The sequence below is a fragment of the Streptomyces sp. NPDC050625 genome, assembly GCF_040654755.1.
Lineage (GTDB): Bacteria > Actinomycetota > Actinomycetes > Streptomycetales > Streptomycetaceae > Streptomyces.
On the sequence record NZ_JBFAIQ010000001.1, the window covers coordinates 196933 to 209242 of the forward strand.

At 71.5% G+C, this 12310-nt stretch carries 8 protein-coding genes; 6 read left to right on the top strand and 2 right to left on the bottom strand.

The window, feature by feature from the left end; all coding sequences use genetic code 11:
• Nucleotides 1-134 precede the first annotated feature (134 nt).
• The 6 genes from AB0I54_RS01005 (at nt 135) to AB0I54_RS01030 (ending at nt 10085) form a co-directional block, all read left to right on the top strand.
• Nucleotides 135-1955, top strand: a complete 1821-nt coding sequence (locus AB0I54_RS01005) for a protein kinase (protein ID WP_363293724.1) — start codon at nt 135-137, stop codon at nt 1953-1955.
• Between the two features lie 58 nt (nt 1956-2013).
• Nucleotides 2014-3675, top strand: coding sequence for a serine/threonine-protein kinase (locus tag AB0I54_RS01010; RefSeq protein WP_363293725.1), 1662 nt, complete (start codon nt 2014-2016; stop codon nt 3673-3675).
• Between the two features lie 103 nt (nt 3676-3778).
• Nucleotides 3779-5365 carry a serine/threonine-protein kinase gene (locus AB0I54_RS01015; RefSeq protein ID WP_363293726.1) on the top strand — a complete coding sequence of 529 codons (1587 nt, stop codon included), beginning with the start codon at nt 3779-3781 and terminating at the stop codon, nt 5363-5365.
• 148 nt (nt 5366-5513) lie between these two features.
• Nucleotides 5514-6467 carry a serine/threonine-protein kinase gene (locus AB0I54_RS01020; RefSeq protein ID WP_363293727.1) on the top strand — a complete coding sequence of 318 codons (954 nt, stop codon included), beginning with the start codon at nt 5514-5516 and terminating at the stop codon, nt 6465-6467.
• 137 nt (nt 6468-6604) lie between these two features.
• Nucleotides 6605-8230, top strand: a complete 1626-nt coding sequence (locus AB0I54_RS01025) for a succinic semialdehyde dehydrogenase (protein WP_363293728.1) — start codon at nt 6605-6607, stop codon at nt 8228-8230.
• 52 nt (nt 8231-8282) lie between these two features.
• Nucleotides 8283-10085: a GMC family oxidoreductase gene (locus AB0I54_RS01030; RefSeq protein WP_363293729.1), complete on the top strand. Its 1803-nt coding sequence runs from the start codon at nt 8283-8285 to the stop codon at nt 10083-10085.
• Between the two features lie 104 nt (nt 10086-10189).
• Here the strand turns inward: AB0I54_RS01030 and AB0I54_RS01035 are convergent, their stop codons facing one another.
• The gene (locus tag AB0I54_RS01035) at nt 10190-11212 is read right to left on the bottom strand and encodes an LAETG motif-containing sortase-dependent surface protein (protein WP_363293730.1); all 1023 of its coding nucleotides are present in this window, start codon (nt 11210-11212) and stop codon (nt 10190-10192) included.
• Between the two features lie 801 nt (nt 11213-12013).
• Nucleotides 12014-12301: a chorismate mutase gene (locus AB0I54_RS01040; RefSeq protein ID WP_363293731.1), complete on the bottom strand. Its 288-nt coding sequence runs from the start codon at nt 12299-12301 to the stop codon at nt 12014-12016.
• Nucleotides 12302-12310: the final 9 nt, after the last annotated feature.

A 12310-nucleotide genomic window follows, 5' to 3' on the forward strand; every position in this document is an offset into this window, starting at 1 on the left:
CGCTTTGGTTCCCTCATTGCACCAGAAGCGAAAACCGTCACAGTGCGGTTTCCTTGGGACCCCGCTTGTTCCATGCGGACAGGCCGGTCCTTAGTCTGACCCTGTCAAGAGCATTGCGGGGCAACGTGAATCAGATGCAGGGCCTGCTCATCGCGGGCCGCTACCGGCTTGCCGACTCCATCGGCAGCGGCGGCATGGGCCGGGTGTGGCGCGCCCACGACGAGGTGCTGCACAGGGCGGTCGCCATCAAGGAGTTGACCGCCGCGCTCTACGTCTCGGAGAGTGACCAGGCCGTTCTGCTCGCGCGCACCCGGGCCGAGGCCCGCGCGGCCGCGCGCATCAACCACTCCGCCGTCGTCACCGTGCACGACGTTCTGGAACACGACGGCCGCCCGTGGATCGTGATGGAGCTGGTCGAGGGCAACTCGCTGGCCGACGCGGTCAAGGAGCAGGGGCGGCTGGAGCCGCGCGAGGCCGCGCGCATCGGACTGTGGGTGCTGCGGGCGCTGCGCGCCGCGCACTCCGCCGGCGTTCTGCACCGTGACGTCAAGCCGGGCAATGTGCTGCTCGGCCAGGACGGCCGGGTCCTGCTCACCGACTTCGGCATCGCCCAGATCGAGGGCGACACCACGATCACCCGTACGGGAGAGGTCGTCGGCTCCGTCGACTACCTCGCCCCGGAGCGGGTACGCGGCCACGACCCCGGCTCGTCCTCCGACCTGTGGGCGCTGGGCGCCACGCTGTACACGGCGGTGGAGGGCCGCTCGCCGTTCCGTCGCACCTCGCCGCTGAGCACGATGCAGGCGGTCGTCGAGGAGGAGGCCGCCGACCTCCAGTACGGCGGCCCGCTCGGGCCCGTCATCACCGCCCTGCTCCGCAAGGATCCGGCCGAGCGGCCGGGCGCGGCGGAGACGGAGCAGATGCTCGCCGAGGCGGCGGAGGGCCGACGGCCCAGTTCGGCGCAGGTGTACGTACCGACGCAGCACGACGGCTCGCGTCCCGGCTCATGGGGCGAGCACGGATCCGGCACGGGGTCCCAGCACGCCTCAGGCTCCGGCTCCGGGACCGGACCGCAGCACGCCTCGGGAACCGGGGCCCAGCACGGGTCCGGAGCGGGGTCGCCGTACGGGTCCGGAGCGGGGTCGCCGTACGGATCGGGAGCCGGGCAGCAGTACGGACCGGGAGCCGGATCGCCGTACGGGCCCGGGACCGCACCCCAGTACGGGCCGGGTGCCACCACTCCCGGCTTTCCGCCGACCGGACCGACGGCTGTCGACTCGGCCGCCACGGCCGCACCGGCCCCCGGCCGCCCCCGGCGCCGTCTGCGGACGCTCGCCCTCGTCGTCGCCTTCGCCGCCGTGGTGGGCGGCGGGGCCGCGGTGGCGTACCAGAAGCTCGGCTCGGGGCAGGACACGGGCACCCACGCGTCCGAGACCACGCCGGCACCGGCGGACTCGGCCACCGGCACCCCGGGCCCCGATGGCGCCATCTGGACGACGCGCAAGGACCCTTGGGGCTTCGAGCTCTCCCTGCCCAAGAACTGGAAGCGCACGGTGTACCAGGTCGAGGGCGACCTCAGACAGGTCGACTACTCGCCCGACAACGGCCTGCACTTCCTCCGCATCGCCATCGACACCTCACCGGACTTCGCCGACCCGTACCGGCACCAGCAGGACCTGGAACAGCAGCTCCAGCGGTTGGTCGGCTACAAGCGGGTGACCCTGGAGCAGACCACCTACCGCGACCGCAAGGCCTCGCTGTGGGAGTACACCTGGGACGCGCTGAAGAAGGACCCGCCGCACGTCGCCGGGCCGCGCCGCGCGATCGACGAGGCGTACATCTCCCGCGAGGGAGTGGAGTACGCGATCTACATGTCCTCGCCCGCGGAGGGCTGGGACAAGGCGAGCAAGCAGTTCAAGTGGGTGCTGCAGAGCTGGCAGCCCGACGCGTCCTGACGCGCTTGGCCGGACGGCGACCCGGAGCGGAGCCGTCCGGTGCGGCATGATGGGGCCCATGGGGACCGAGGGGGACGACTTCCGTGTGATTGCGGGCCGTTACCGTCTGGAGGCCCGCATCGGGCGCGGCGGGATGGGTGTCGTATGGCGGGCGACCGACCAGCTGCTGGGCCGGCAGGTGGCGGTCAAGGAGCTCGCCCAGGACGACTCCCTCTCGGACGACGACGCCCGACACCACCGTGACCGCACCCTCCGCGAGGCCCGCGCGGTCGCCCAGCTGCGCCACTCGCACATCATCGTGGTGCACGACGTCGTCGAGGACGACGAGCGGCCGTACATCGTCATGGAGCTGATCGACGGCGGATCGCTCGCCGACCGCGTCTCGGCGCACGGACCGGTCGATGCCGCCGAGGCCGCCCGTATCGGCATCGACCTGCTGAGCGCGCTGCGCACCGCGCACGCGGCCGGTGTGCTACACCGGGACATCAAGCCCGCGAACGTCCTGGTCGAGGCCGGCACCGACCGGGTCGTCCTCACCGACTTCGGTATCGCGCAGGTCGCGGGCGCCACCACCCTCACCGAGACCGGTTCCTTCGTGGGCTCGCCCGAATACACCGCGCCCGAGCGGATGTCCGGGGTCAGGACCGGGCCGGAGTCCGACCTGTGGTCGCTCGGCGCGCTGCTGTGCGCGGTGCTGAGCGGCGAGTCACCGTTCCGACGCGACTCGCTCGGCGGCATCCTGCACGCCGTCGTCGTCGGCGAGATCCGCCCGCCCGCCCAGGCCGAGCCGCTGCTGCCCGTCGTACAGGGGCTGCTGGAGCGCGATCCGGACCGGCGGCTGGACGCCGAGGAGGCGGAGGGGATGCTGCGGGCGTTCCTGGAGACGGGGCGTACGCCGGTGAGCACGTCCGGCAAGAGCCGTACGCCCGCGCTCGGTTCGGGCCGCACACCGAAACTGCAGGTCCCCTACACACCGACGCAGCGCGATGTGCCCCGCCCGGAGCCGACGCCGCCCGGGGCGGATCCGCAGGCCAGGCAGTCCACGCGGGGCATGCTGCTGGCGGCGCTGCTCGTCGCCGCGATGGCGGGGGCGGGCGTGTCCGCGGCGGCCCTGCTGATGAAGGGGGACGGCGGGAACGGCGGCGGTGCGCCGACGAGTTCGGCGCCGCACACGTCCGCGACCGCCCCGACACCTTCCGCGGTCACCCCCACGGTCACCGTGACCGGCTCCCCGTCCGGCAACGCCTCCCTTTCCCCCAGCGCGGCCAACACCCATACGGCGCCCTCGGGTTACCGCATCGCCGAGGACCCGGGCGGGTTCTCCGTCGCCGTACCCGAGGGGTTCACGCGCAAGCCGCAGGGCGAGCGCATCTTCTACATGTCGCCGGGGGAGACCTTCCGCCTCGGCATCAAGGTGTCCGACCCCCAAACGGGCGGCCCGTCGGCCGTGATGGACCGGGCGGCCGCCGAGGGCCCGAGCACGAACCCCGGCTACCACGACGGCCGGGTCACCCGGACCACGCACAACGGACACCCCGCCGCGCTCTGGGAGTTCAGCTGGAACGGCTTCAGCACGGCGGAGGGGCCCCGGCACACCTACGACGTGTGCTGGGAGGAGGCCGGGCAGTTGTACGACGTGTGGGTGTCGGCGCCGGTCGGCAAGGTGCGGGAGGCGCGGGAGTACTTCGACGTCGCGGTGGACACGTTCGTACGGTCCTGAAACAGCCGGTAACGGGAGATGCCCGGCATCCTGGGTCACGGGTCTGTGACCGGTTGGCGTCAGCTGTGGAAGCGCCGGCGCGTGGCGCGATATGGATGGACCCATGAGAGGCAACGGGGGAGCCCGCCAAGGGGCCGACGAGCCGACGAGTTTCGGTCTGCAACCGCCGAACCCGCCCGCGCACCTGCCCCACCCGGGCAATCCGTACGCGGAGCGGCTGATCGCCGGTCGCTACCGGCTGCTCGCCAAGCTGGGCCACGGCGGAATGGGCACGGTGTGGCGGGCCAAGGACGAGACGGTGGACCGCGAGGTCGCGGTGAAGGAGCCGCGCGTACCGGACCATCTTCCCGAGCGTGAACGTGCCAACGCCTACGAGCGAATGCGCCGCGAGGCCCGTGCGGCGGCCCGGCTCGACCATCCGGCGGTGGTGAACGTCCACGACGTGGCGATCGTGGACGGCAAGCCGTGGATCGTCATGGAGCTGGTCCACGGCCGGTCGCTCGGCGACGCCCTCCAGGAGGGCACCCTCGACGCGCGCGAGGCGGCCCGGATCGGTCTGAAGGTGCTGGGCGCGCTGGAGGCGGCGCACGCGGCGGGCGTTCTGCACCGCGACGTCAAGCCGGACAACGTACTGCTCGGCCGGCACGACCGGGTCGTCCTCACCGACTTCGGCATCGCGCAGATCGAGGGCGAGACGAATCTGACGGACACGGGCGGCTTCGTGGGCTCGCCCGAGTACATCGCGCCGGAGCGGGTGCTGGGGCAGCGGCCCGGCCCCGCGAGCGATCTGTGGTCGCTGGGCGTGGTCCTGTACGCGGCCACGGAAGGTGTCTCGCCCTTCCGGCGCAGCAACACCCCGGCCACCCTCCAGTCGGTCCTCAACGCCACGCCCGCGCCGCCCGCCTCCGCGCGGGGACCGCTGGCCGAGGCCATCAACGGTCTCCTCCAGAAGGACCCGGCACACCGCCCGGACGCGGCCCGGCTCCGCGCCCTGCTGGAGACGGCCGCGAACCCGCCCGCCCCGGAGCCCACCCGGGTCGAGCGGGTCGCCGGGCCCGCCGCGCCTTCCCGCCGGCTCGGCCGCAAGACGTGGCTCGGCGTCGGCGCGCTGGTCGTCGTGGCGGCGGTGGCGGGGTACCTGGTGCTCGCCGACCCCTTCGCGGGGCCGCTCCCCGACGGCTGGAGGAAGGCCGCGAGCCCCCGGCTGGGCGCGACGGTGGCGTTCCCCGACACATACAGGCCGGGGCACCCGGCCAAGAACGACTCCGACAAGAACTGGGTCACCTACACCGACGAGAGCGGCGCCATCGGGATCGCCCTGAAACTGTCCAGGAAGTCCGACGACTCGCTCCACGAGATCAAGAACTCCGCGCCGGCCCAGATGTACGCCGACAACGAGAAGTTCAAGAGCGACGGCGACTACACCGTCGGCATGCCCAAGGGGCCGAGGACGCACGTCGACGGTGACGCCGAGTACCACGGCAGGCAGGCGGCGATGAACACCGTCGTCTACACGACCGACGACAGCCAGAACCCGCGCCTGCGCGAACTGCAGATCTTCTACTACCGGACCAAGGCCGGGGACATGTACAAGCTCACCATCAGCTACCCGGGCAGGGGCGACTTCACCGCCCGGGGCCGGGAGGTGGCGAAGACGGCGATCGCGAACCTGGGCGTCGACAGGCTCTGACCGCCCCGGGCCTCGGCGAGTGCTCTGACGGGCGGTGGACGAGCGGGAGTTGGCCCGCCCTCGAACCGGCGGCGGACGAGCGGGAGTTGGCCGTGTCCCCGTGCCGCCCGCTTCGACAAGAGCCCGGTACGCACGGTACTCATGAGGCATGAGCGAAGACGGCGAACACGCGCCCGACGGACGCGAATCCGGCGGGTTTCTGCTCGGCGGACGCTACCGGCTGACCGAGCGCATCGGCTCCGGCACGACGGGTACCGTGTGGCGGGCGCGCGACGAGGCGGGGGAGCGGGACGTCGCCGTCAAGGAGCTCCGGCTCAACGGTGACCCGGAGGACGAGGACCACCGGCGGGGTGTCCAACGGCTGCACCACGAGGCGCGGGCCGCCTCCCGCGTCGACCACCCCGCCGCCCTCGCCATCCACGAGGTCGTGGTCGAGGACGGACTCCCCTGGATCGTCATGGAGTTCGTCCACGGGGAGTCGCTCCGCACGGCCCTCGAACGCGGCCCCCTCGACCCCGCCGAGGCCGCGCGCGTCGGGCTCGCCGTCCTCGGTGCCCTGCGCGCCGCGCACTCCGTCGGCATCGTGCACCGTGACGTCAAGCCGGAGAACGTCCTCCTGGAATCCGGCACCGACCGCGTGGTCCTCACCGACTTCGGCATCGGCCACGGCCCCGCCCCCGTCCCCGGCGAGACCCCCGGCTTCGTCGCCCCGGAGCAGCTGGCGGGGCGCGGCGCCGGGCCCGCCTCCGACCTCTGGTCCCTGGGCGCCCTGCTCCATGCCGCCGTGGACCATGAGCACGAACACGAACACGAACACGAACACGGGCACGAGCACGCCGGATCGCTCTCGGCGCTGCTCGCGCTGCTCGCGCGGCTCCGGGCGGAGTCGCCGGAGGAGCGGCCGGGAGCGGAGGAGGTGGCGGCCGTACTGAAGGACGTCGCCGGAGTGCCCTCGGCGCCGTCGGCACCCGAATCCGTACCCGGGCCGGAGCCGCTGCGCATACCGGCCCCCGTACCCGCGCCCGAAAGGACACCCCCGCCCCGGCGCCCCCTGCTCACCGCCCTTGGCCTGCTCCTCCCGAAAAAACCGGGAACGGACTGAACCACCGGACGACCGTCGCCGCACAACCCCTGATCAGCGCATTTGCTGCCAGTGGTCACTGGCGGTATGTGAGCAGTCCGTGAATCCCCGTTACCGGCGGGTACCCAAAGCTTCCGCTCCGGCATACCCTGCGCGTCATGACGGACTCGCAGGCCCCGGAACAGGCCACGGAAATCACTGGCACGAATCCCCTCGCCCCCGCCCCCGCCGGCGCCCGTACCGCCGCCGACGTGGTCACCCCGGAGCTGGTCGCCCAGCTCACCAAGGGCGTGGTCGGCTCCGGCCGTACCGCCAACCACACGCCCTTCACCGGCGAGAAGCTGGCCGATCTGCCCGAGTCCACCCCCGAGGACGTGGCCAAGGCCTTCGAGGCCGCCCGCGCCGCCCAGGCCGTCTGGGCCCAGCGGCCGGTACGCGAGCGCGCGGCCGTCCTCCTGCGCTTCCACGACCTGGTCCTGGAGCGCCAGGCCGAGGTGCTCGACCTCATCCAGCTGGAGACCGGCAAGGCCCGCCTGCACGCCCACGAGGAGGTCCAGGCCGTAGCCGTCGCCGCCCGGCACTACGGCCGCAAGGCACCCGCCTACCTGGGCCCGAAGCGGCACGCCGGTGCCATGCCCACCCTGACGAAGGTGACCGAGCTGCGCCACCCGCGCGGTGTCGTCGGCCAGATCGCCCCCTGGAACTACCCCCTCGAACTCTCCGTCGGCGACGCCCTGCCCGCCTTCGTCGCGGGCAACGCCGTCGTCATGAAGCCCGACACCGAGACCTGCCTGACGGCCCTGTGGGCCCGGGACCTGCTGGTCGAGGCCGGCCTGCCCGCCGATGTCTTCCAGGTCGTGCTCGGCGAGGGCCCGGTCGTCGGACCTGAGGTCGTCAAGCACGCCGACTACGTCTCCTTCACCGGCTCCACCCGCACCGGGCGCGAGGTCGCGCAAGGCGCGGCGGCCCGCCTGGTCGGCGTCTCCCTCGAACTCGGCGGCAAGAACGCCATGCTGGTCCTGGAGGACGCCGACATCGAGAAGGCGGCCGCCGGCGCGGTCCGCGCCTGCTTCTCCTCCGCGGGCCAGCTCTGCATCTCCATCGAGCGGCTCTACGTCCACGAGTCGATCGCCGACGCCTTCCTGGAGCGCTTCGCCGCCCGTACGAAGGCCATGCGGCTCGGCAGGTCGCTGGCCTACGGCGCCGACATGGGCTCGCTGGTCGGCGAGCGGCAGCTGGAGACCGTCAAGCGGCATGTCGAGGAGGCCGTCGCCAAGGGCGCCCGGCTGGTCGCTGGTGGCGTCGCCCGCCCCGACATCGGCCCGTACTTCTTCGAGCCGACCGTCCTCGACGGCGTCGAGACCCCGATGGCCGTGTGCGCGGAGGAGACCTTCGGCCCGGTCGTGTCCATCTACCGCTTCAAGACCGACGACGAGGCGGTCGAGGCGGCCAACTCGACGCCGTACGGCCTCAATTCCTCGGTCTGGACGAAGGACGGCCGGCGCGGTCGCGAGGTCGCCTCCCGGCTGCGCACCGGCACCGTGAACGTCAACGAGGGCTATGCCCCGGCCTACGGCAGCGTCCAGTCGCCGATGGGCGGCATGAAGGACTCCGGCCTCGGCCGCCGGCACGGCTCCGAGGGCATCCTCAAGTACACCGAGGCCCAGACCGTCGCCCAGCAGCGGCTGCTGCCGATGGCCCCGTCGCTGGGCATGGACGACGAGAAGTACGCGCGGTTCATGAGCCGGAGCCTCCGGCTGATGAAGGCGTTCCGCTTCCGCTAGACAGAACCCCGTTCTCAACGAGGAACCCCGTTCTCAACGAGGAGAGCAGCACGTGTCGCAGGAGAAGTCTGTCCAGACCCGGGACGAGGACGGGTACGACTACGACGTCATCGTCGTGGGATCGGGGTTCGGCGGGTCCGTGACCGCGCTGCGCCTGACCGAGAAGGGCTACCGCGTCGGCGTCCTGGAGGCCGGCCGCCGCTTCACCCGCGACACCCTCCCGAAGAACTCGTGGGACCTGAAGAACTACCTCTGGGCCCCCAGGCTCGGCATGTACGGCATCCAGCGCATCCATCTGCTGGGCAATGTGATGGTGCTGGCCGGCGCCGGAGTGGGCGGCGGCTCGCTCAACTACGCCAACACCCTCTACGTACCGCCCAAGGCCTTCTTCGACGACCCGCAGTGGCGGGACATCACCGACTGGCAGGAGGAGCTGAAGCCGTACTACGACCAGGCGCGGCGCATGCTCGGCGTACGGCTCAACCCGACCATGACCCCCTCCGACGTGCACCTGAAGGCGGCGGCGCAGCGGATGGGGGTCGGCGACACCTTCCACATGGCGCCGGTCGGGGTGTTCTTCGGGGACGGCGACGACGCCGACGGAAAGTCGAGGACGCGGCCGGGTCAGGAGGTCGCCGACCCGTACTTCGGCGGGGTGGGTCCGTCCCGCAAGGCCTGCACCGAGTGCGGCGAGTGCATGACCGGCTGCCGGCACGGCGCGAAGAACACCCTCAACGAGAACTACCTCCACCTCGCCGAGAAGGCGGGCGCGGTGGTCCACCCCATGACGACGGTCGTGTCCGTCACCGACGACTCCCGGGGCGGGTACGCCGTCGCGACCCTGCCGACGGACGAGAAGAAGAAGGGCAAGGGGCGCACCTTCACCGCGCGGCGGGTCGTCATCGCGGCCGGCACCTACGGCACCCAGACGCTGCTGCACCGCATGAAGGCGAACGGACAGCTGCCCCACCTCTCCGGCCGGCTGGGCGATCTGACGCGCACCAACTCCGAGGCGCTGGTGGGCGCCCAGACGGACGACCGGCGCTACCGCAAGGCGCACGGCACGAAGGCCGACTTCACCCGGGGTGTGGCGATCACCTCCTCGATCCACCCGGACGAGGACACGCACATCGAGCCGGTCCGCTACGGCAAGGGCTCCAACGCGATGGGCGGCATGTCGATCCTCCAGGTCCCGTACGCCGAGGGCTCCTCGCGCGTCCTGGCCTGGCTGGCGAACGCGGCACGCCACCCGCTGCTGGTGGCCCGCTCCCTGTCCAACCGCCGCTGGTCGGAGCGGACCATCATCGGCCTGGTGATGCAGTCGCTGGACAACTCCCTGACGACGTATCTGAAGCCGAACGGCGTCGGCAAGGGCCTGCTCACCGCCCGCCAGGGCCATGGCGCGCCCAACCCGAAGCAGATCAGGGCGGCCTCGGAGGCGGCCTCCGCACTGGCCTCGGAGATCAACGGCTTCGCGGGCAGCAACGTCGGCGAGCTGATGGGCACCCCGCTGACCGCGCACTTCCTAGGCGGCTGTCCGATCGGCGCCTCGCCCGAGACCGGTGTGATCGACCCGTACCACCGGCTGTACGGCCATCCCGGGATCTCGGTGGTCGACGGCGCGGCCGTGTCGGCGAACCTGGGCGTCAACCCGTCGCTGACGATCACCGCGCAGGCCGAGCGGGCGATGTCGTACTGGCCCAACAAGGGTGAGGCGGACCCGCGTCCGGCGCAGGGCGTGGCGTACGAACGCCTGAAGCCGGTGGAGCCGGCGAACCCGGTGGTCCCGGCGGACGCGTTCGGCGCACTGCGGCTGCCGTTCCTGGGGATGCCGACGGTACCGCCGAAGAAGTAGCCCGCGACGGCAGACAGCACGGCAGAGAAAAAGGGACCTGCGCCCCCCTCCGAGCGCAGGTCCCTCTCTTGTCTGTGCGTACCGGCTATGTGCCGGCGTACCGGTTACGCGCCGGCCGCGGTCCTCCGGCGGCGCACCACGAACACCGCGCCCGCACCGGCGACGACGGCGACACCGCCGACGAGGCCGAGCACCGGCAGCGCGGAGCTGGAGCCGGTCTCGGCGAGGTTGCCGGTCGGCAGCTCGGAGACGTCACCCTGCGGCTTCTTCGGCGAGTCCTTGCTGCCGTTGTCGCTCGGGGTGGCGTCGCCCGGCTCGGGGTTCGAGGAGCCGGCCTTCAGGACCTCGAAGTCGTACTGGGCCCAGCCCTCGGCGATGCAGTCCTGGCCCTTGACGTTGTCGAGGTAGGCGCCGGAGCCGAAGGAGTAGGCGTCACCGGCGGGGGCCTTGGCGTCGATGCTGACGCGCAGGTCGATCGACTGGCTCGCGCCGGACTTCAGCTTCTCCACGTAGAAGAAGTAGTCGCCGGCCCAGTCGTCGCTGCCGATGCGGTCCCAGGAGCCGTTCTCGGGGTTCTTGAACTCCAGGTCGACGTACGGGCTCAGGTACTTCGACTCGTCGAGCTCGTAGTTCTCGACCTCGGCGTAGAAGGCGACGCCCTGGATGTCGACCTTGGAGTCGTTGGTGACGACCAGTTTGAAGTTGTGGAAGCCGTCACCCGCGACGATCTTGCCCGGCAGGCCCTTGATGTCGGCGGACACCTTGGCGTCGCCGAAGTTCTCGTCGAGGTCCTCGCAGAAGGGCACGTCGGGGTCCGACGGGTCCTCGCTCGGCTCGGCCGTCTCGGAGGGCTCGGGCTCGGTGGACGCGCTCGCGCTGTCGCTCGGGGTCACCGAGGCGGACGCGCTGCTGCCCGGCGTCTCGGTGGCGGGAGGAGGCGTCTCGGTCTCGGGTGCGGACGCGGAGGCCGTGTCGCTCGGAATCTCGGTGGGTGCCTCGGACGTCACGGTCTCGGTGGGAGTGGGCGACGTGGACTCGTCCGCGAAAGCGGTGGGCGCGGACAGGAGAGCGAGCGGGGCTATGACAGCCGTCGCGGCCGCTGCGGCCATGGCACGGCGAAGCTTCATGAAGACCTCGGGGAGTCCGGCGTGCCGCGGTGGGCGGCACGAAGTGGAGGCGGGCTCCGCGTGTGGGGCGCGGGTGTGACCCTTGGTTTCTGCTGTGTGACCGGCTCTTACCGGCCTCTTACCGGTTTCTTTGATTCAGCAAGTTTGATCACTGAGGTGGGTGAAAGGTTGCACGATCACTCACAGGATTCTTATGTGGCTTGGATCACACACGAGATGGGGAGCCACGTGAGAGGAAGCGGGCATGCGAAGGGCCCCGCGGGACGGAGCCGCGGGGCCCTTCTCCGTCAGCACCGACGTCAGGGCAGCGTCGGTGCCCGGGGAGCGGCGCCGGGGGGTTGCGCCGCTTGCTCTCTGTCGCCCTATCTGCCCTGTGCGCCTCGGTCGGCACCCCGGCGCATTCGGGGCGCGCGGATGGTCTCGACCTCTGGCGGTCGGGCAGCGCATTGCAATGCTGTTGCGTGTCCGGGGACTTGGGGGGCTTTCTACGCATCGTGCTGGATGGACGCGGCCTCCGCAACCGTTTGACCCAGCCCATGTGCATTTTTGTTTTTTCCGCCGATCGGCCCCGGGCGTCCCCGGAGCCGACCGTTCTCTTGAATGACCGGGCTGCTGTCCCCTGCCGTCCGGTCACCTTCCTGGAGCGAGGTCCCACGGCGCACGGCACGATCCGCACGCCTCATCGCTCCAGCGAGCCACGCGTGGTTCTTTCGGGCCCGCCCCTGGCTGGCACGGACACCGGGACCAACGAAGCGGTGCGCGGGCCGGTCACGCGCCGTACGGGTGAGTGCCGACCCGAACTCAGATGCGACCACGGCACAGTTCGAGCAGGGTCATGGCGAGGGACGTACCCGGCTTGCCCAGCGCCTCCCGGTAGTGGTCGAGGACCTCCATCTCGCGGGAGAGGTTCACCCGGCGCCCGCCGGAGGTGATCCGGGCCTCCTGGATCACGGCGGACACCGCCATCCGTTCCTGGATCAGTCCGATGATCCGGTCGTCGAGCGTGTCGATGCGCTCACGCGCACCGGTGATCACATCGGCGGCCTCGGCAGTACGGGCGCCGGTCTTCTCTGTGGGGGTGACGGTCATGTCGGGGGC

Bases quoted from the DNA above. Each gene is read 5' to 3' on its own strand.
- AB0I54_RS01005 (WP_363293724.1), top strand. From the start codon at position 135: ATGCAGGGCCTGCTCATCGCGGGCCGCTACCGGCTTGCCGACTCCATC.
- AB0I54_RS01010 (WP_363293725.1), top strand. From the start codon at position 2,014: ATGGGGACCGAGGGGGACGACTTCCGTGTGATTGCGGGCCGTTACCGT.
- AB0I54_RS01015 (WP_363293726.1), top strand. From the start codon at position 3,779: ATGAGAGGCAACGGGGGAGCCCGCCAAGGGGCCGACGAGCCGACGAGT.
- AB0I54_RS01020 (WP_363293727.1), top strand. From the start codon at position 5,514: ATGAGCGAAGACGGCGAACACGCGCCCGACGGACGCGAATCCGGCGGG.
- AB0I54_RS01025 (WP_363293728.1), top strand. From the start codon at position 6,605: ATGACGGACTCGCAGGCCCCGGAACAGGCCACGGAAATCACTGGCACG.
- AB0I54_RS01035 (WP_363293730.1), bottom strand. From the start codon at position 11,212: ATGAAGCTTCGCCGTGCCATGGCCGCAGCGGCCGCGACGGCTGTCATA.
- AB0I54_RS01040 (WP_363293731.1), bottom strand. From the start codon at position 12,301: ATGACCGTCACCCCCACAGAGAAGACCGGCGCCCGTACTGCCGAGGCC.